An 18,806-nucleotide genomic window follows, 5' to 3' on the forward strand; every position below is an offset into this window, starting at 1 on the left:
TACCGGAAGGTGGAAGACGTGCGGCTGGGTCCGACCGAGCGGGACCGCCTGCTGATCTTCGGCACGGCCGAGCTGGCGCGAGCCAGACGGGCCAGAGGGCTGCGGCTCAACGTGCCGGAGGCCACGGCGCTGATCGCCGACACCGTCTGTGAGGCGGCCCGCGACGGGCTCCGGCTCGCCGAGGCGATCGAGGCGGGACGCGCGGTGCTGGGCCCCGACGACGTACTGCCCGGCGTGGCCGAGGTGCTGACCGAGATCCAGGTGGAGGCCGTCTTCGACGACGGCTCCCGGCTCGCGGTGATCCCCTCCCCCATCCCGGCGGCCAGTCCGCCCGAGCAGGCTCCCGGCGCCGTGCTGCCGGCCGCGCCCGGGGACGGCACGGAGCAGGCGCACGCGCCGCAGCCGCCCGCGCTGTCGCTGACCGTCCGCAACACCGCCGAGGTACCGGTCAGCGTCACCTCGCACTTCCATTTCTTCGAGGCCAATCCCCGGCTGGACTTCAACCGGGCCTCCGCCTACGGGATGCGGCTGGCCGTACCCGCGGGCTCCTCGGTGCGCTTCGACCCCGGCGGCACCGCCGAGGTGGGTCTCGTCCCGCTGGGCGGCGAGAGGGTGGCCATCGGCTTCGCCGGTCTGGTGGACGGTCCGCTGGACGCGCCCGGAGCCCGCGCGGAGGCGCTGCGACGTGCTGCGGCCTGCGGATATCTGGGCGCCGAGCCCGCCGTCACCGAGGAGGAGGGCCAGTCATGAGCGTGGACGCACACGAGTACGCGGCCGTGCACGGACCGCGTGCCGGTGACCGGGTGCGGCTGGGCGACACCGGGCTCGTCGTCCGCGTCGAGTCCGACTCCCAGCAGCCGGGGAACGAGTTCCTGGCCGGGTTCGGCAAGACGGCCCGCGACGGGCTGCATCTGAAGGCGGCGGCCGTCCGCGAGACCTGCGACGTGGTGATCAGCAATGTGCTGGTCATCGACGCCGTGCAGGGCATCCGCAAGGTGTCCATCGGTATCCGCGAGGGCCGGATCCATGCGATCGGCCGCGCCGGCAACCCCGACACCGTCGACGGCGTGGACGTCGTCGTGGGCACCGGCACCTCGATCGTCTCCGGCGAGGGGCTGATCGCCACCGCGGGCGCCGTGGACACCCATGTCCATCTGCTGTCCCCGCGCATCATGGAGGCGTCGCTCTCCTCCGGAGTCACCACCATCATCGGCCAGGAGTTCGGGCCGGTATGGGGTGTGGGCGTCAACTCGCCCTGGGCGCTGGGGCACGCGTTCTCCGCGTTCGACGCCTGGCCGGTCAACATCGGCTTCCTGGGCCGGGGTTCCTCCTCGCACGCAGCGCCGCTGGTGGAGGCACTCGCCGAGGGCGGCGCCTGCGGTTTCAAGGTGCACGAGGACATGGGGGCGCACCACCGGGCGCTGGACACCGCGCTGCGGGTGGCCGAGGAGTACGACGTACAGGTCGCGCTGCACAGCGACGGGCTGAACGAGGCGCTGGCCGTGGAGGACACCCTCGCGGTGCTGGAAGGCCGCACCATCCATGCCTTCCACATCGAGGGCTGCGGCGGCGGCCACGTACCCAATGTGCTGCGGATGGCGGGCGTGCCCAATGTCATCGGCTCCTCGACCAACCCCACGCTGCCGTTCGGCCGGGACGCCGTCGCCGAGCACTACGGGATGATCGTCTCGGTGCACGACCTCAAGACGGACCTGCCCGGGGACGCGGCCATGGCCCGCGACCGGATCCGCGCGGGCACCATGGGCGCCGAGGACGTACTGCACGACCTGGGTGCCATCGGCATCACCTCCTCCGACGCGCAGGGCATGGGCCGCGCGGGCGAGACCGTGCGGCGTACGTTCCAGATGGCGGCCAAGCTCAAGGCGGAGCGGGGCGAGCTGGAGGACGCGGCGCAGATCCCGAACGCCGGCGCGGACGACAACGCGCGCGTGCTGCGCTACATCGCCAAGCTCACCCTCAACCCGGCCCTCGCGCACGGGCTCTCGCACGAGATCGGCTCGCTGGAGCCGGGCAAGCTGGCCGACATCGTGCTGTGGCACCCCACCTACTTCGGCGCCAAGCCGCAGCTGGTCCTCAAGTCCGGTTTCCCCGCCTGGGGCGTCACCGGCGACCCGAACGCCGCGACCGACAGCAGCGAACCCCTGGTGCTGGGCCCCCTGTTCGGCGCCCACGGCGGGGCGCCCGCCGAGCTGTCCGTCGCCTTCGTGTCGCAGGCCGCCGTCGAGCGGGGCGGCGACACGCTGCCGACGCGGCGCCGCCGGGTCGCCGTCCGCGGCACCCGCGGAATCGGCCCGGCCGACCTGGTGCACAACGCGCGGCTGGGCGCCGTGGAGGTCGACCAGCGCACCGGTCTGGTGACGCTGGACGGCGAACCGTTGCGCTCCGACCCGGCCGAGAGCGTCTCGCTCAACCGCCTCTACTTCCTCTGAGAAGCCACGGCAGACCTCCGCCGAGAAGACCACCTCCGAGCCCCCGAACCACAAGGAATCGCCCCCCATGAGCAACCGCACGCCCGACGCCGCCCCGCACATGCCGCCCGAGTGGGCACCGCACCAGCGCACCTGGATGGCGTGGCCCGGCGCCAACCCGACGTTCGAGGACGCGGAGGTGCTGGCCGAGGCGCGTACCGCATGGGCGTCGGTCGCCCGCGCCGTACGCCGCTTCGAGCCGGTCACCGTGGTGGCCGACCCGGAAGACGTGCTGGAGGCGCGCAGGGCGCTCGGGTCCGAGATCGAGGTGGTCGGGCAGCCGCTGGACGACGCGTGGATGCGCGACATCGGCCCCACCTTCGTCACCGAGGGCGGCCGGCTGGCCGCGGTGGACTGGACGTTCAACGGCTGGGGTGCCCAGCCCTGGGCGCGCTGGGAGCGGGACAAGCTGATCGGCGCGTATGTCGCCGGACAGGCGGGGGCTCCCGTGCGCTCCTCGCGGCTGGTCAACGAGGGCGGCGGCATCCATGTCGACGGCGAGGGCACGGTGCTGCTCACCGAAACCGTGCAGCTGGGCCAGGAGCGCAACCCCGGCTGGACGCACGAGGAGGTCGAGGCCGAGATCCACGCGCGGCTCGGCACCCGCAAGGCGATCTGGCTGCCGTGCGGACTGACCGCCGACTACGGCACGTACGGCACCCGCGGCCATGTCGACCTGGTGGCCGCGTTCGCAGCGCCCGGCGTGGTCGTCGCGCACACCCAGCCCGATCCCGCACACCCCGACCACGATCTGTGCAAGGAGACGGTGAAGCTGCTGCGCGCGGCCACCGACGCGCGGGGCAGGGAGCTTGAGGTGGTCGAGCTGCCCGCGCCGACGGTGACGAACACCGCGGACGGCGAACCGGTCGACTACTCCTACGTCAACCACTATCTGTGCAACGGCGGTGTGGTGCTGTGCGGCTTCGGCGACCCGCGCGACGAGCACGCCGCGGGCATCTTCCGCCGCCTCTTCCCCCGCCGCACGGTCACGCTCGTGGACGCGCGTACGGTGTTCGCGGCCGGCGGCGGCATCCACTGCATCACGCAGCAGCAGCCCCGGGTTTGAGCGGCCCCGGTTAAGGTGAACGGTCGGCGGCCGGAGGGCGCACGGGTTTCGGAAGGACACGGCGGTGGTCACAGAGGCTGAAGACAAGCGCCGGCGGAATCGTCGGCGCGCGGCGCAGCCCAGGGAGCGGCTGCTGGCCACCGCCATGGAGATGATCGCCGACCGCGGTCTCGACCGGCTGACGATGGCCGCGCTCGGCCGCGAGGTCGGCATGAGCAGCGGCCATCTCGTCTACTACTTCAAGACCAAGGACGAGCTGCTGCTGCAGACCCTCCAGTGGAGCGAGGAGCAGCTGGGCGCCGAGCGGCGCGCTGCGCTGGCCCGCCGGATACCGGCCCGCGAGCGGCTGGACGCGCTGGTGGAGCTCTATCTGCCGGTCGGACACCGGGACCCGCACTGGGCGCTGTGGCTGGAGGTGTGGAACCGCTCGCAGTCCGGCGACGACGAGGTGCGGGCTCGCCAGCTCGAACTGGAGCTGAGCTGGCACCGGGATCTGGTGGCGCTGCTGGTGGAGGGCATGGCCCGGGGGGAGTTCGCGGCGGTCGACGCCGACCGGTTCGCCACCCGCACCCGCGCTCTGCTCGACGGCTTCGGCACCCACCTGGTGGTGGGCCTGCCGGGGGTGGACAGGGAGCTGGTCCTGGGCCACGTCCGCGACCATTTCGACGAGTCCCTCACGCGGGGCAGCGGCTAGCCCCGCCCCTCCCCCAGCCTCCGGCCGGGAGGTGCCCCCACAAGCCACAACGAAAGCCGCAGCCTGCGGACGGCAGACAGGGGCACCCCTCACCAGCAGCGACGAGCCCTCAATCGTGGGCCTCGACCCCGGCGCGCAGCAGTCCATAGGTGTAGCCGTCGTCCAGCGCCTGCCACGACGCGGCGATCACGTTGTCACCCACCCCGACCGTCGTCCACTCCCCACTGCCGTCACTCATCGACAGCAGCACCCGCGTCGTGGACGAGGTGCCGTGTGCGCCCTCCAGAATGCGGACCTTGTAGTCCACCAGGTTCAGCTTCGCCAGCTCGGGGTGGATGCGCTCCAGTCCGGCCCGCAGCGCCCGGTCCAGCGCATCGACGGGGCCGTTGCCCTCGCCGGTGACGACGATGCGTTCGCCCTTGGCCCACAGCTTGACCGTCGCCTCGTTGACCTGCATCCCGTCGGGCCGCTGCTCGACGATGGCGCGCCAGGACTCCGCGCGGAAGAACCGGGGTGCGGCCCCTGCCGCTCCGCCGTGCACCTCGTCGCGGAGCAGCAGCTCGAAGGAGGCGTCGGCGGCCTCGTACGTGTAGCCCTTGAGCTCCTGCTCCTTGACGCGCTCGACGACCCGGCCGACCAGTTCGCGGTCGCCGCTCAGGTCGTAGCCCAGCTCCTTGCCCTTGAGCTCGACGGAGGCACGCCCTGCCATGTCGGAGACGAGCATCCGCATGGTGTTGCCGACGAGTTCGGGGTCGATGTGCTGGTAGAGGTCCGGGTCGATCTTGATCGCGGAGGCATGCAGCCCGCCCTTGTGGGCGAACGCCGAGGTGCCGACGTAGGGCTGGTGGGTGGAGGGGGTCAGATTGACGACCTCGGCGACGGCGTGCGAGATCCGGGTCGTCTCTGCCAGCGCGCCCTCGGGCAGTACGTGCTTGCCGTACTTGAGCTCCAGCGCGGCGACGACGGGGAAGAGGTTGGCGTTGCCGACGCGCTCCCCGTAGCCGTTGGCGGTGCACTGCACATGGGTGGCCCCGCCGTCCACGGCGGCCAGCGTGTTGGCGACGGCGCAGCCGGTGTCGTCCTGCGCGTGGATACCGAGCCGGGCGCCGGTGTCGGCGGCGACGGTACGGACAACCGCCTGGATCTGCGCGGGGATCATGCCGCCGTTGGTGTCGCAGAGCACCACCACGTCGGCGCCCGCCTCGTGCGCGGTGCGGACGACCTGCTTGGCGTAGTCGGGATTGGCCTGGTAGCCGTCGAAGAAGTGCTCGCAGTCGACGAAGACGCGGCGGCCGTGCTCACGCAGATAGCCGACCGTCTCGGAGATCATCGACAGGTTTTCCTCCAGCGTGGTGCGCAGGGCCAGCTCCACATGACGGTCGTGTGCCTTGGCGACGAGCGTGACAACCGGTGCCTTGGAGTCGAGCAGCGCCTTGACCTGCGGGTCGATCTGCGCGGGGACGCCTGCCCTGCGGGTGGAGCCGAACGCGACGAGCTGGGCGTGCTGGAAGTCGATCTCTTTCGGGGCGCGGGCGAAGAACTCGGTGTCACGCGGGTTGGCGCCGGGCCAGCCGCCCTCGATGAAACCGACGCCGTACTCGTCCAGGTGCCGCGCGATGGTCAGCTTGTCGGCAACGGTCAGGTTGATGCCCTCGCGCTGTGCGCCGTCACGCAGGGTGGTGTCGAAGACATGAAAACTGTCGTCGGGGGTCATGGCTGATGGCTCCTGCTGGGTTCAGTGGTTGCGGAAGGAAGCGCTCCACTTGCCCCCATCATCCCTCGCGCCTCCGTTTTCGGGCCGGGTGGGCCGGAAAACGAAAAAACCCCTCGCGGGTGCGAGAGGTCTGCGCGCGGGTCTGGGGCACGGTGTCCGCTGCCGTACGGGATTTTCCACGGCAGTCGGTCACTGCGGACCGGCGCGCCTGCTGCCAATAATCATGACGAACGAGGGCACGGGGGGAGTCTTGCACACAACAACCCCCGTGCCCCCTCCTGTCTCACGATGCGAAAACGCCCCGTTCAGGCAGTCCTACGGGCGGGCCCGCTCACGCCTCGTGCAGCCCCTGGTTGCCCACCTCGGTGACGAAGGACGCGGCGGTGCCGATGGACGACCCGGGCTTGGTGACGACGGCGACCGTACGGAAGTCCGCGCGGCCCTGCTGCTTGTCGAGCCGCACGGTCACATAGCCGCGGTGGCCGTTGTAGAACTTCAGATGCGGGTTGGCGCCCATATAGCTGTTCCAGTTCGCGGCCCTGTCCGTACCGTCCTTGCCGCTGGTGATGGAGGTGGCCACGATCTCGGTGCCCATGGTGCGGGACTGCTGATCGCCGAAGTCGCGCTTGATGTCGTACGCGTACGCCCGGTGCACATCTCCGGTGAGCACCATCAGGTTTGCGATCCCGGCGGCCTCGGCGCCCGCCAGCAGCCGCTCGCGGGAGGCCGGTGCGCCGTCCCAGGCGTCCATGCTGACCTTGTAGGCGTCGGTGCTGTCGCTGCGCCGCTCGGAGAAGGTGACCTGCTGCGGAACGACGTTCCACACGGCGTCCGAGGCCCGCCAGCCGTCGAGCAGCCAGCGCTCCTGCGCCGCGCCGATCATGGTGCGGGAGGAGTCCGTGGACTCGGGGCCCGGCCGCTGCCAGCCGTCGCCGTACGCCTGGTCGGAGCGGTACTGGCGGGTGTCGAGGATGTCGAACTGGGCGAGCTTGCCGAACTTCACCCGGCGGTAGAGCTGCATATCGGGGCCCTTGGGCTGCTGGGGCTTGCGCAGCGGCAGGTTTTCCCAGTACGCGCGGTAGGCGGCGGCCCGGCGCACCAGGAAGTCCTGCGAGGAGCCGCCGTCCTCCGGGACGTCGTCCGCGTAGTTGTTCTCCGTCTCATGGTCGTCCCAGGTGACGAGGAACGGGTGCGCGGCGTGTGCGGCCATCAGGTCGGGGTCCGACTTGTAGAGCGCGTACCGCAGCCGGTAGTCCTCCAGCGAGAGGGTCTCCCGGTTGAAGGCGGCCGGCAGCGTGCGGTCGGTGTAGGCGCGGGCGCCGCCGTGCGCGTCGACGGCGTACTCGTACAGATAGTCGCCGAGGTGGAAGACCAGGTCCACATCCTCCTCGGCCAGGTGGCGGTGCGCCGTGTAGTAGCCGTCGTGGTACGCCTGGCAGGAGACGGCGGCCAGCCGCAGCTCGTTGAGGTCGGCACCGAACGCGGGCGCCGTACGGGTACGGCCCACCGGGCTGAGCCACTTGCCCACCCGGAAGCGGTAGTAGTACACGCGGTCGGCGCCCAGGCCCTGGGCCTCCACATGCACCGCGTGGTTCAGCTCGGGGTGCGCGGTGGTGGTGCCCTTGCGCGCGATGCGGCGGAAGCGCTGGTCGTGGGCCAGCTCCCACTGCACCTCGACCCGCGCCTTGGGCATGCCGCTGCCGGGCTCGTACGGCTTGGGTGCGAGCCGGGTCCACAGCACGACAGAGTCGGGCAGCGGGTCACCGGAGGCGACGCCCAGCGTGAACGGATCAGCGCTGACGGCTGTTCGCGCGTCCGCCTCCGCCGCCTGGGCGCTGCCCGGGAGATTGGTGGTGAAGGCGAGCACCGCTGCGGCGCCCGTGACGGTCAGCAGGCGGCGACGGCCCAATGCCGCCGCCGCCCGTCTGATCTCCTGCTGACTCTCCTGATCCTGCTGTGTCGTCTCATGACGAGGCATCGTGGATCTCGGCCCTCCCGCGAGGCAGTCGATGACATCGTCATGACAGCGCTGCCGAAAGGCCCTTCAGCTACGGAAGTTGGACCGCTACATGTCAGGTACATGTACGTCGAGTCGGTTCCGGCCTTACCGTGATACGCCCCACGATGTCCGTGAGGGCGTACCCGCTCAGGAGCCGAGCGTGTGCATCCAGCCGTGCTTGTCCTCCGCCTGGCCGGTCTGGATCGCCAGCAGCGCCTCCCGGAGCTTCATGGTGATCTCCCCCGCGCCGCCGTCGCCGACCTTCCACTCGCCGCGCGCCGACTTCACCTCGCCGACCGGCGTGATCACGGCAGCCGTCCCGCAGGCGAAGACCTCGCTGATCGAACCGTCGGCATTGCCGGCCCGCCACTCGTCGGTGGTGATCCGCGCCTCGCCCGTCTCGTACCCCATGTCGGCGGCTATCCGCAGCAGCGAGTCACGGGTGATGCCCGGCAGCAGCGTGCCGGTCAGCTCCGGGGTGAGGATCCGCGCGTCGGCGCCGCTGCCGTGGACGAAGTAGAGGTTCATACCGCCCATCTCCTCGATGTAGCGGCGCTCCACGGCGTCCAGCCAGACGACCTGGTCACAGCCCTGCTCGGCGGCCTGGGCCTGGGCGACGAGCGAGGCGGCGTAGTTCCCCGCGCACTTGGCCTCACCGGTCCCGCCCGGGGCCGCCCGCACATATTCCTCGGACAGCCACACCGAGACCGGCTTGACGCCGCCGGGGAAGTACGAGGCCGCCGGGGACGCGATCACCATGAACGTGTACTGGTTCGCCGGCCGGACCCCCAGCCCGACCTCGGTGGCGAACATGAACGGCCGCACATACAGCGACGCCTCGCCCTCGCTGGGCACCCACGCCTTGTCCTGTGTGACCAGCAGGTCGCACGCCTCGATGAACGTCTCCACCGGCAGCTCGGGCATCGCCAGCCGCTGGGCGCTGCGCTGGAAACGGCGGGCGTTGGCGTCGGGCCGGAAGACCTTCACCGAGCCGTCGGGCTGCCGGTACGCCTTCAGCCCCTCGAAGATCGACTGCGCGTAGTGCAGCGTCATGTTCGCCGGGTCCAGCTGGAGCGGTGCGTACGGCTGCAGCTGCGCGTCGTGCCAGCCGCGGCCCTCGGTCCACTGGATGGTGACCATGTGATCGGTGAAGTACCGCCCGAAACCGGGGTCCGCCAGTACCGCTTCGCGCTCGGCGGCACCGAGGGATTGAGCGGCGGGCTTCAGGTCGAATGCGATACGGGGCGTCGTCATGTCCGCGGTCCTTAGCTCTTTCGGGGCCACCACGCTCAGGGCGGCACACCCCGATTATCGCGCGGGGGTCAACCACTCCCGGCCGCGGGTACGAGGACCCCTCCTCGCCGCGCCACCTCTTCTCGCCGCAACGGCGGCGCGCAACGTACGCGCCGCCGTTGCGGCGGATAAGGAAAGGGTCAGCCGGAGACGCGGGCCGCCAAGGCGTCGCCGATCTCTTCCGTGGTGCGGGTCCTGCCCTCGCGGTCGGCGAGATCCGTGGTGACGGCCTCGTCGATGCGGGCGGCCTCTGCCTCGTAGCCGAGGTGCCGCAGCAGCAGGGCGACGGACAGCACGGTGGCCGTCGGGTCGGCCTTGCCGGTGCCCGCGATGTCGGGCGCCGAGCCGTGCACGGGCTCGAACATCGACGGGAACTCCCGCGTGGGGTTGATGTTCCCGGAGGCGGCGAGCCCGATCCCGCCACTGACCGCGGCGGCCAGGTCGGTGATGATGTCGCCGAAGAGGTTGTCGGTGACGATCACGTCGAACCGCGCGGGATCGGTCACGAGGAAGATGGTGGCCGCGTCCACGTGCAGATAGTCGGTGGTCACCTCGGGGTACTCGCGCCCGACCCGGTCAAAGGTGTCCTTCCACAGGTGCCCCGCGTGCACCAGCACATTGTTCTTGTGCACCAGCGTCAGCTTCTTGCGCGGCCGCGCCTGCGCCCGCGCGTACGCGTCGCGTACGACCCGCTCCACACCGAACGCGGTGTTGACGCTCACCTCGTTGGCGACTTCCTGCGGGGTGCCCTTGCGGATGGTGCCGCCGTTGCCGACGTACGGCCCCTCGGTGCCCTCGCGAACGACGACGAAGTCGATCTCCGGGCGGCCTGCCAGCGGCGACTCGACGTTCGGGAAGAGCGTGGAGGGGCGCAGATTGACGAAGTGGTCGAAGGCGAAGCGGAGCTTCAGCAGCAGGCCGCGCTCCAGCACGCCGGACGGGACGCCCGGGTCGCCGATGGCACCGAGCAGGATGGCGTCGTGCGCCTTGAGCCGCTCCAGCTCGTCGTCTGTGAGCGTCTCCCCCGTGGCGTGCCAGCGTTTGGCGCCGAGATCGTACTCGTGCGTCTCCAGCTTGACGTCCTGCGGGAGGACGGCGGTGAGGACCTTGAGGCCCTGGGAGACGACCTCCGGGCCGATTCCGTCACCGGGAATCACTGCCAGGTCGATGGTGCGATCCGTGCGGGATGCCGTTCCTGAAGACATACGGCAGACACTACTCCCCGTCCCAGGCTGTGACATAAAGCTGTCCGTATGACGGACGACGCATGTCGTTCACGGCGTGTATCCGCAGGTGTCTTCCGCCAGTTGACGCCCGTTGAGACCTTGGTGTCCATGGCCGCGAACGATCTGCCCGATCTCGGGATCCCCGCCCGGCTCGCCGCGCGCATGAGCATGGCCGAGCAACACGCCTATCTGCGCGAAAAGCTGACCCGCAGAGCCGGCACCGCCGCCCGGACCGGCGGCCCCACCCGGCGCGGCGTACTGCGCGGCGGCGGGCTGATGGCGGCGGGCGCAGCCGGTGCGGCGGGGCTGGTCGTCGGCTCGGACGCCGCGCTGGACCAAGGCCCCGGCAGTGCCGACGGTGACACCGGCCCCACGCCGGTGCTGTCCCGCGCCACGGTGGACGGCAAGCTCGTCGCGCCGTTCGGCCGCCATCTGGCGTTCGGTGCTGATCCGAAGACCGAGATGCGGGTCTCCTGGCAGGTCCCGTTCGCCGTCCGGCACCCGTATCTGCGGATCGGGCTCAAGCCGTGGGAGCTGGACCGGAAGCTGGCCGCGGAGGTCCGCCCGCTGCACACCCCCTCGCTCGGCCGCCATCTGCCCGCCGTCGAGCAGCTCTATCTGCACGTCGGCCTGGACGGGCTGCGGCCCGGTACGACGTACTACTACGGCGTCGGCCACGACGGCTTCGACCCGACCTCGGCCGAACGCCTGGGTTCCGTAGGGTCGTTCACCACCGCACCCGCCGGCGGCGGGCAGCCGTTCGTCTTCACCGCCTTCGGCGACCAGGGCGTCAGCCCGGACGCGCTCGCCAACGACCAGCTGCTGCTCGGCCAGAACCCGGCCTTCCATCTGCATGCGGGCGACATCTGCTACGCCGACGACACCGGGCACGGCAAGAAGTCCGACACCTACGACGCCCGCGTATGGGACCAGTTCCTCGCCCAGACCGAGCCAGTCGCCTCCCGCGTGCCGTGGATGGTGACCACCGGCAACCACGACATGGAAGCCTGGTACTCCCCCGACGGCTACGGCGGCCAGGCCGCCCGCTGGTCCCTCCCCGACAACGGCCCGGACCCGGGCAAAGCACCCGGCGTCTACGCGTTCGAGTACGGGAACGTCGGGGTGATCGCCCTCGACGCCAACGACGTCTCCTACGAGATCCCGGCCAACCGCGGCTACACCGACGGGGCGCAGACCCGATGGCTGGAGCGGACGTTGAAGCGGATGCGCGCCGCGCGGGGCATCGATTTCGTCGTCGTCTTCTTCCATCACTGCGCGTACTCGACCGCCACGCACGGCTCGGACGGCGGGGTACGGGACGAGTGGGTGGCGCTGTTCGAGCAGCATCACGTCGATCTCGTGATCAACGGGCACAACCATGTGTACGAGCGCACGGACCCGGTGCGGGGCGGTTCGCCCACGCGGGCGGTGCGGGTGGGGGACGCGACCGATCCCGTACGGGACGGCACGGTGTACGTCACCGCCGGGGGCGGCGGGAGGGAGCTGTACGACTTCTCGGCGCCGGACAGCTATGCGGGGCACATCGAGGAGAGGGACAGCGTGCCTGGCATTCGCTGGACCAAGGAGCGGACCTCGGAGCGGAGCCGGGTGGACTGGTCCCGGATCCGCTACACGGGCTTCTCGTTCCTGGCGGTGGAGTCCCGGCCCGGGCACCGGCCCTCGCTCTCGGTGACGGCTCTGGCCCGGTCCGGCCACCGCATCGACCACTTCGTGGTGCAGCCCCGCCGCTGAGGGCGGGGCCTCAGCGGTCAGCGGCGGTCGAAGGCGCGCTGCAGGGCTTCGGCAGCCTTGCGGCGGTCCTCCTCACGGAGGCGGGCCGCAGCGCGGGAGCGGCGGACGCGAGAGGCGGGGACATGGGTGGCTGTGGGCGTGGCCATAGGAATACAACTCCTTCTGCACGGCGCAGGGCGCAACGGACGCGAGTCGCAAGAAGAGAGGAGGAAGCTGCCGGACAGCCAACGGCGCGGGGACAACCGGTGCGGCAGGGATCACCTGCCTGAGACGCACGGGCGTCGCATCCACGAAACGCTCGGTCGAGCGAGACGATCGGCTTCCTACAAAGATAGAAGCCGACGGCCGTGATGTCGCGCCAAATAGTTGGGCTTCCTACTATCTGAGACGAGACCCACACCGGAGCCGTACACAAGGACGGGCCCGGCCCTCTCCGAACAGGCGGAGAAGGGGCCGGGCCCTCATCGCACAGGGGCCACGGGGGACATCAGCCCATGTGCGGGTACCTGTGGTCGGTCGGTGCGACCTGGGTCTCCTTGATCGCGCGCGGCGAGGACCAGCGGATCAGGTTGAATTTCGAGCCGGCCTTGTCGTTGGTACCCGAGGCCCGCGCACCGCCGAACGGCTGCTGGCCGACGATCGAACCGGTGGGCCGGTCGTTCAGGTAGAAGTTGCCGGCGGCGAACCGCAGCTTCTCCGAGGCCGAGGCCAGCACTGCACGGTCCTTGGCGAGGACGGCGCCGGTCAGCGCATACGCCGAGGCCGACTCCATCTGGTCCAGCATCGCGTCCCAGTTCTCGTCCTCGTAGACGTGGATCGCGATGATCGGGCCGAAGTACTCGGTCTTGAAGACCTCGTTCTCCGGGTCGGAGCAGACGATCACGGTCGGCGAGACGAAGTAGCCGACGCTGTCGTCGTACGTACCGCCCACCAGGATCTCGCAGGACGGGTCGGCCTTGGCGCGGTCGATGGCGGCCTTGTTCTTGGCGAAGGCACGGTCGTCGATCACGGCGCCGATGAAGTTGGACAGGTCGGTCACATCGCCCATGGCCAGCCCCTGGACATCGGTGGCCAGCGCCTCCTTGAAGCCGCCCGCCCAGATGGAGCGGGGCAGGTAGGCGCGGGAGGCGGCCGAGCACTTCTGGCCCTGGTACTCGAAGGCGCCGCGGGTGATGGCGGTCTTGAGCACGGCCTGGTCGGCCGTGGAGTGGGCGACGATGAAGTCCTTGCCGCCGGTCTCACCGACGATGCGCGGGTAGGACTTGTAGGTGGAGATGTTCTCGCCGACGCTCTTCCACAGGTGCTGGAAGGTGGCGGTCGAGCCGGTGAAGTGGATGCCGGCCAGGTCCGGGTGCGGGATGGCGACCTCGGAGACCTCCTTGCCATCACCGGTCACCAGGTTGATCACGCCCTTGGGCAGCCCGGCCTCCTCCAGCAGCTCCATGAGCAGCACGGCGGAGTGCGTCTGGGTGGGAGACGGCTTCCAGACGACCACGTTGCCCATCAGGGCCGGGGCTGTGGGCAGGTTGCCGGCGATGGCGGTGAAGTTGAACGGTGTGATCGCGTAGACGAAGCCCTCCAGCGGGCGGTGGTCCATGCGGTTCCAGACCCCGTTCGGCTGGATCAGCGGCTGCTCGGTCATCAGCTCACGGGCGAAGTGCACGTTGAAGCGCCAGAAGTCGATCAGCTCACAGGGCGCGTCGATCTCGGCCTGCTGGGCCGTCTTGGACTGGCCGAGCATGGTGGAGGCGGCAATCGTCTCCCGCCAGGGGCCGGACAGCAGCTCGGCGGCCTTGAGAATGATCGCGGCGCGGTCGTCGAAGGAGAGCGCACGCCAGGCCGGGGCCGCGGCGAGCGCCGCGTCGATGGCGTCCTGCGCGTCCTGCCGGGTGGCGTTCGCGTAGGTGCCCAGGACCTTCTGGTGGTTGTGCGGCTGTACGACGTCGACGCGCTCGCCGCCGCCCATGCGCTTGACGCCGTTGATGGTCATCGGCAGCTCACGAGGGTTGTCGGCCAGCTCCTTGAGCTTGGCCTCCAGGCGCGCACGCTCGGGGCTGCCGGGTGCGTAGGTGTGCACCGGCTCGTTGTACGGGGCGGGGACCTGGGTCACAGCGTCCACAGTTGCTCCTTGTGTCGTGGGTCGGGCGGTCTGTCTGGGCCGGCGTCTCAACTACGGGTGACGAGGGACCTCAGGCTGTGTCTCTCCGGGGGACAATCCCCGGACCCCCAGCCGGAGGCTCAGCCCGCAGGTGCCATATTCAGCTACGGGTGACGAGGGACCTCAGGAAAAAGGCCATGTTCGCCGGTCGCTCCGCGAGGCGTCGCATGAAGTAGCCGTACCAGTCGGTGCCGTACGGAACGTAGACCCGCATGCGGTGACCCTGCGCGACCAGTCGCTCCTGCTCGGCTCCGCGGATGCCGTAGAGCATCTGGAATTCGTACTCGTCCCGCTTTCGACCGTAACGCTCGGCCAGGTCCTGGGCGATGGCCACCATGCGGGGATCGTGGGAGCCCACCATCGGGTAGCCCTTGCCGGCCATCAGGATCTTCAGGCAGCGCACATACGCCCGGTCGACCTCGCGTTTGTCCTGGTGGGCGACCTCGGGCGGCTCGTTGTAGGCGCCCTTGACCAGCCGGACCCGGGAGCCTTCGCCGGCCAGCGCGTGACAGTCCTCCTCGGTACGGAAGAGGTACGACTGGAGCACGGCACCGGTGCCGGGGAAGCGCTCACGCAGCTGCCCGAGTATGGCGAGCGTGGAGTCGACCGTGGTGTGGTCCTCCATGTCGAGGGTCACCGTCGTACCGGCGGCGGTGGCGGCCTCGACGACCGGGAGCACGTTCTCGTAGGCCAGGTCGTGCCCGCCGGGGAGCGCCTGCCCGAAGGCGGAGAGCTTGACCGACATCTCGGCGTTCGCCGCGAGCCCGGCACCGGCCAGCGCGTCGGCCAGCGCAAGGTAGGCGTCACGGTTGCGGAGGGCTTCCGACCGGTCGGTGATGTCCTCGCCGAGATGGTCGACGGTGACCTGCATTCCGCGCTCGGAGAGCGTCGTCACAGAGGCCAGACACTGATCGAGCTGCTCGCCCGCCACGAACCGGTCCACCATGGGGCGGGTCACCGGAGCGGCCGAGACGAGGCGGCGAATGCTGTCGCTGCGCGCAGCGGCGAGGAGCACGGGTCCCAGCACGGGGCACCTCCACGGATTGTTCTTGTGGGCGGCTCGCGGAAGAGCGCGGGGAGGCGCAACACGGGAGCCACTCAGAACGTAAGGATCCCGCCGACGCCGGACCATCGACAGGTGTCACGCATCCGTGGCCCGGCTCTCAGACAGATGTATGAGAGATGTACGAGAATGGGCCGGCGGACGCACGAGACCCCTCGGCGTCGGAGCGGAAGACGGACCACAGGAGGCCCACGGCATGCGCGAGAGCTACCAGGCGCTGATCGACGAGGTCTCCCAGCTGCTGGGGACCCCGGCAACGCTGGAGGGCCGGGACTTCTCGCTGATCGCCTTCGGCGCGCACGAGGGCGGCGCCGCCGGTGACGACGGGGAGCAGGCCGCCGGTCCTGCGCTGGACTCGGTGCGTACCCGCACCATCCTCCAGCGCCGGTCAGCGCCCGACGTGCGGGCCTTCTTCGAGAGCTTCGGCATCGCGCGGGCGAGCGGCCCCGTACGCATCCCGCCCGACCCGGCCGCCGGCGTGGTGCACGGCAGGATCTGTCTGCCGGTGCGGGACCGCGGGGTGGTCTACGGCTACATCTGGCTGCTGGACGACGGCACGCTGGAGCTGACCGATGCCCGGCTGGCCGCCGCGATGGCGGTCGCCGACCGTACCGGCGCCCAGCTGGCGGCGGATTCCCGCGCCGAGGAGCGGACGGGGGAACTGCTGCACGCCGCCCTGGCCGAGCGCGGCGGGGACGCACGGGACGAGGCGGTCGCGGGATTGCGCGCGGCGCTGGGCGAGGCGGCGTCCGGACCGCTGGTGCTGGTGGCGGTGGCGCCGTGGCCGGAGGAGGAAGCGCCGGGCGCCGGACTCGGCCCGCTCCCCGCCGCCCTCCCCCGGCTGGTGGCGCAGTGCGTACGGGACGGAGCGCTGGCGGCGCTGGTACGGCTGCGTACGCCGCACGGCGTGGACGCCGCCCGCACGGCGGCCGACCGTCTGCTGCGCGCACCCGGCCGGGCCGCGACGGCGGAGTCCGCCGCCGGAACTGCGGGCCCCACGGCGGGACTGAGCAGCCCGCGCTCCGACCTGGCGGAACTGCCCGCCGCCTGGCGCGAGGCCCGCGCCGCTGCCCGGGCCGCGGCTGCCGAGTCCCTGCCGAGCGCCCTCGCCGAGTGGGACGCCATCGGCCCCTACCGGTTGCTCACCGCTATCCCCCGCACCCCCGGCTCCGCGCCGGACCCCGCCGTACGGGAGTTGCTACGCCCCGCCCATCGCGAACTGGCCCGCACAGCAGAGGTCTTCCTCGACTGCGCGGGCCAGGCAGGCCGTGCGGCCGCCGTCCTCGGCATCCACCGCCAGACCCTCTACTACCGCCTCTCCCGCGTCGAACGCCTCACCGGACTCGACCTGGACGAGGGCGAGGACCGCCTGTTGCTGCACATGGCGTTGAAGACGCAGCGCCTGGGCTGACGACGCGCCCCGAAGGGGCGCGGGGAACTGCTCCCCTGGGGGCACCTCCCGGCCGGAGGCTGGGGGACTCCGGCCGGGAGGTCCCCCCACAAGCCACAACTCACCCGCAGCCTGCGGACATCAGGCAGGGGCAGCCCCTACCCAGAACAGGCGATGGCCGCGCTCACTCACTCCGTGAGATTGACCGCCCGGGCGTGCGTAGCACCAATCTCCTCGGCGATCTCGGTCAGGACCGAGGCGCCGATCGTGTCGTCCACCGTCAGCGCGACCAGCGCCTCGCCGCCCGCCGCGGCGCGGGAGACCTGCATACCGGCGATGTTGATGCCCGCCTCGCCCAGAATGCGGCCGAGGGTGCCGACGACGCCGGGCCGGTCGCTGTAGCGCATGAACGCCATGTGGTCGGCGACGGCCAGATCCACCCCGTGCTCGTTGATGGCGACAATCTTCTGGAGGTGCTTGGGCCCGGACAGCGTGCCGGAAGCGGAGACTTCCTCACCGTTGGCGAGAGTGCCGCGCACGGTCACCACGTTGCGGTGCTCGGCAGACTCGCTGGAGGTGGTCAGCCGCACCTCGACCCCACGCTCCTGCGCGAACAGCGGCGCGTTGACGTAGCTGACCGTCTCGTCCACCACGTCCTCGAACACGCCCTTGAGCGCGGAGAGTTCGAGCACCTTGACGTCGTGCTGGGTGATCTCGCCGTACACCTCGACGTCCAGCCGGACGGCGACCTCACCGGCCAGCGCGGTGAAGATCCGGCCCAGCTTCTCGGCGAGCGGCAGCGCCGGGCGTACGTCCTCGGCGATGACCCCGCCCTGCACGTTGACCGCGTCGGGCACCAGCTCGCCCGCCAGCGCCAGCCGCACCGACCTGGCGACCGCGATGCCCGCCTTCTCCTGCGCCTCCCCGGTGGAGGCGCCCAGATGCGGGGTGCACACGACCTGGTCGAAGGCGAAGAGCGGGGAGTCGGTGCACGGCTCGGAGGCGTACACATCCAGCCCTGCGCCCGCGACGCGGCCCTCCTTGAGCGCCGCCGCCAGCGCCTCCTCGTCCACGATGCCGCCGCGCGCCGCGTTGACGAGGCGCACGTTCGGCTTGACCTTGTGCAGCGCCTCGTCGCCGATGAGACCGAGCGTCTCGGGGGTCTTGGGCAGGTGGACGGTGATGAAGTCCGCGACCTCCAGCAACTCGTCCAGCGAGAGCAGCTTGACGCCCATCTGCGCGGCCCGCGCGGGCTGTACGAACGGGTCGTAGGCGACGACCTTCATCCCGAACGCCGACATGCGCTGGGCCACCAGCACCCCGATCCGGCCGAGGCCCACGACACCGAGCGTCTTCTCGCTCAGCTCGACACCGGTGTACTTGCTGCGCTTCCACTCGCCGTTCTTGAGCGCGGCGTTGGCCTGCGGGATGTTGCGGGCCGTCGCGATGAGCAGCCCACAGGCCAGCTCGGCGGCGGTGACGATGTTGGAGGTCGGCGCATTGACCACCATCACGCCCGCCTTGGTGGCGGCGGGCACATCCACGTTGTCGAGCCCGACGCCGGCGCGGGCGACCACCTTGAGCTTGTGCGCCGCGGCCACGGCCTCGGCGTCGATCTTGGTGGCAGAACGGACGAGGACGGCGTCCACATCGGCGAGAGCGGGGAGGAGTTCGCCGCGGTCGGCGCCGTCACAGTGCCGGATCTCGAAATCCGGCCCCAGCGCATCGACGGTCGCGGGCGACAGCTCTTCGGCGATGAGTACTACGGGCTTGCTCACGTGGTCTCCAAATTCTTGGGACGGCGCGTTTTCCCTGCGGGTTCCCTGCGGGGGCGGGATCCCTCCCGGAGGGAGTCTGGGGGGAGGGGCGGGAGGGGCAGACGCACGACGCTGTGAGCCTGTGGCTCAGCAGTCTATCGGCGGGAGCTCACGGGTGTGGGCAATCGTTCCGCGCCTCGGGCGG

At 70.7% G+C, this 18,806-nt stretch carries 14 protein-coding genes; 6 read left to right on the forward strand and 8 right to left on the reverse strand.

Going from position 1 to position 18,806, the window contains the following annotated elements:
* Positions 1 to 18 precede the first annotated feature (18 nt).
* The 4 genes from ureA (at position 19) to ACTWQF_RS00785 (ending at position 4,249) form a co-directional block, all read left to right on the forward strand.
* Positions 19 to 750: an urease subunit gamma gene (ureA, locus tag ACTWQF_RS00770; RefSeq protein ID WP_443276055.1), complete on the forward strand. Its 732-nt coding sequence runs from the start codon at positions 19 to 21 to the stop codon at positions 748 to 750.
* Complete coding sequence (locus ACTWQF_RS00775) at positions 747 to 2,450, forward strand: urease subunit alpha (RefSeq protein ID WP_443276057.1); 1,704 nt, start codon at positions 747 to 749, stop codon at positions 2,448 to 2,450. The genes ureA and ACTWQF_RS00775 overlap by 4 nt, the downstream gene beginning before the upstream one ends.
* 67 nt (positions 2,451 to 2,517) lie before the next feature.
* Positions 2,518 to 3,555, forward strand: coding sequence for an agmatine deiminase family protein (locus ACTWQF_RS00780; protein WP_443276058.1), 1,038 nt, complete (start codon positions 2,518 to 2,520; stop codon positions 3,553 to 3,555).
* Positions 3,556 to 3,619: 64 nt separating this feature from the next.
* Positions 3,620 to 4,249: a TetR/AcrR family transcriptional regulator gene (locus tag ACTWQF_RS00785; RefSeq protein WP_443276060.1), complete on the forward strand. Its 630-nt coding sequence runs from the start codon at positions 3,620 to 3,622 to the stop codon at positions 4,247 to 4,249.
* A 109-nt stretch (positions 4,250 to 4,358) separates the two neighbouring features.
* On the opposite strand, the gene cimA is transcribed toward ACTWQF_RS00785, so the two are convergent.
* The 4 genes from cimA to ACTWQF_RS00805 form a co-directional block, all read right to left on the reverse strand.
* Positions 4,359 to 5,963 (reverse strand): citramalate synthase, encoded by a 1,605-nt coding sequence (cimA, locus tag ACTWQF_RS00790; protein WP_443276062.1) that lies wholly within the window; start codon positions 5,961 to 5,963, stop codon positions 4,359 to 4,361.
* Positions 5,964 to 6,294: 331 nt separating this feature from the next.
* Entirely contained in the window at positions 6,295 to 7,941 is a 1,647-nt protein-coding gene (locus ACTWQF_RS00795; protein ID WP_443276064.1) for an alkaline phosphatase D family protein, read from the reverse strand.
* A 168-nt stretch (positions 7,942 to 8,109) separates the two neighbouring features.
* Positions 8,110 to 9,216, reverse strand: coding sequence for a branched-chain amino acid aminotransferase (locus ACTWQF_RS00800; RefSeq protein ID WP_443276065.1), 1,107 nt, complete (start codon positions 9,214 to 9,216; stop codon positions 8,110 to 8,112).
* 179 nt (positions 9,217 to 9,395) lie between these two features.
* Positions 9,396 to 10,460, reverse strand: a complete 1,065-nt coding sequence (locus ACTWQF_RS00805) for a 3-isopropylmalate dehydrogenase (protein WP_443276067.1) — start codon at positions 10,458 to 10,460, stop codon at positions 9,396 to 9,398.
* A 129-nt stretch (positions 10,461 to 10,589) separates the two neighbouring features.
* Here ACTWQF_RS00805 and ACTWQF_RS00810 point away from each other — a divergent pair, with 129 nt between their 5' ends.
* Complete coding sequence (locus tag ACTWQF_RS00810) at positions 10,590 to 12,233, forward strand: purple acid phosphatase family protein (RefSeq protein WP_443276069.1); 1,644 nt, start codon at positions 10,590 to 10,592, stop codon at positions 12,231 to 12,233.
* 17 nt (positions 12,234 to 12,250) lie between these two features.
* Here the strand turns inward: ACTWQF_RS00810 and ACTWQF_RS00815 are convergent, their stop codons facing one another.
* From ACTWQF_RS00815 to ACTWQF_RS00825, 3 genes are all read right to left on the reverse strand, one after another.
* Positions 12,251 to 12,379 (reverse strand): hypothetical protein, encoded by a 129-nt coding sequence (locus ACTWQF_RS00815; protein ID WP_019355765.1) that lies wholly within the window; start codon positions 12,377 to 12,379, stop codon positions 12,251 to 12,253.
* Positions 12,380 to 12,720: 341 nt separating this feature from the next.
* Complete coding sequence (pruA, locus tag ACTWQF_RS00820) at positions 12,721 to 14,352, reverse strand: L-glutamate gamma-semialdehyde dehydrogenase (protein WP_443276071.1); 1,632 nt, start codon at positions 14,350 to 14,352, stop codon at positions 12,721 to 12,723.
* Between the two features lie 139 nt (positions 14,353 to 14,491).
* On the reverse strand, positions 14,492 to 15,418 hold the full coding sequence (locus ACTWQF_RS00825) for a proline dehydrogenase family protein (protein WP_443276073.1): 927 nt from the start codon (positions 15,416 to 15,418) through the stop codon (positions 14,492 to 14,494).
* Positions 15,419 to 15,650: 232 nt separating this feature from the next.
* On the opposite strand from ACTWQF_RS00825, the gene ACTWQF_RS00830 reads away from it, so the two are divergent.
* The gene (locus tag ACTWQF_RS00830) at positions 15,651 to 16,865 is read left to right on the forward strand and encodes a PucR family transcriptional regulator (RefSeq protein ID WP_443276075.1); all 1,215 of its coding nucleotides are present in this window, start codon (positions 15,651 to 15,653) and stop codon (positions 16,863 to 16,865) included.
* 167 nt (positions 16,866 to 17,032) lie between these two features.
* On the opposite strand, the gene serA is transcribed toward ACTWQF_RS00830, so the two are convergent.
* Positions 17,033 to 18,622: a phosphoglycerate dehydrogenase gene (serA, locus tag ACTWQF_RS00835; protein WP_443276077.1), complete on the reverse strand. Its 1,590-nt coding sequence runs from the start codon at positions 18,620 to 18,622 to the stop codon at positions 17,033 to 17,035.
* Positions 18,623 to 18,806 lie beyond the last annotated feature (184 nt).

The organism is Streptomyces sp. 8N114 (assembly GCF_052245835.1).
Lineage (GTDB): Bacteria > Actinomycetota > Actinomycetes > Streptomycetales > Streptomycetaceae > Streptomyces.

Bases quoted from the DNA above. Each gene is read 5' to 3' on its own strand.
- cimA (WP_443276062.1), bottom strand. From the start codon at position 5,963: ATGACCCCCGACGACAGTTTTCATGTCTTCGACACCACCCTGCGTGAC.
- ACTWQF_RS00830 (WP_443276075.1), top strand. From the start codon at position 15,651: ATGCGCGAGAGCTACCAGGCGCTGATCGACGAGGTCTCCCAGCTGCTG.
- ACTWQF_RS00780 (WP_443276058.1), top strand. From the start codon at position 2,518: ATGAGCAACCGCACGCCCGACGCCGCCCCGCACATGCCGCCCGAGTGG.
- ACTWQF_RS00805 (WP_443276067.1), bottom strand. From the start codon at position 10,460: ATGTCTTCAGGAACGGCATCCCGCACGGATCGCACCATCGACCTGGCA.
- ACTWQF_RS00775 (WP_443276057.1), top strand. From the start codon at position 747: ATGAGCGTGGACGCACACGAGTACGCGGCCGTGCACGGACCGCGTGCC.
- ACTWQF_RS00815 (WP_019355765.1), bottom strand. From the start codon at position 12,379: ATGGCCACGCCCACAGCCACCCATGTCCCCGCCTCTCGCGTCCGCCGC.
- ACTWQF_RS00800 (WP_443276065.1), bottom strand. From the start codon at position 9,216: ATGACGACGCCCCGTATCGCATTCGACCTGAAGCCCGCCGCTCAATCC.
- ACTWQF_RS00810 (WP_443276069.1), top strand. From the start codon at position 10,590: ATGGCCGCGAACGATCTGCCCGATCTCGGGATCCCCGCCCGGCTCGCC.
- ACTWQF_RS00795 (WP_443276064.1), bottom strand. From the start codon at position 7,941: ATGCCTCGTCATGAGACGACACAGCAGGATCAGGAGAGTCAGCAGGAG.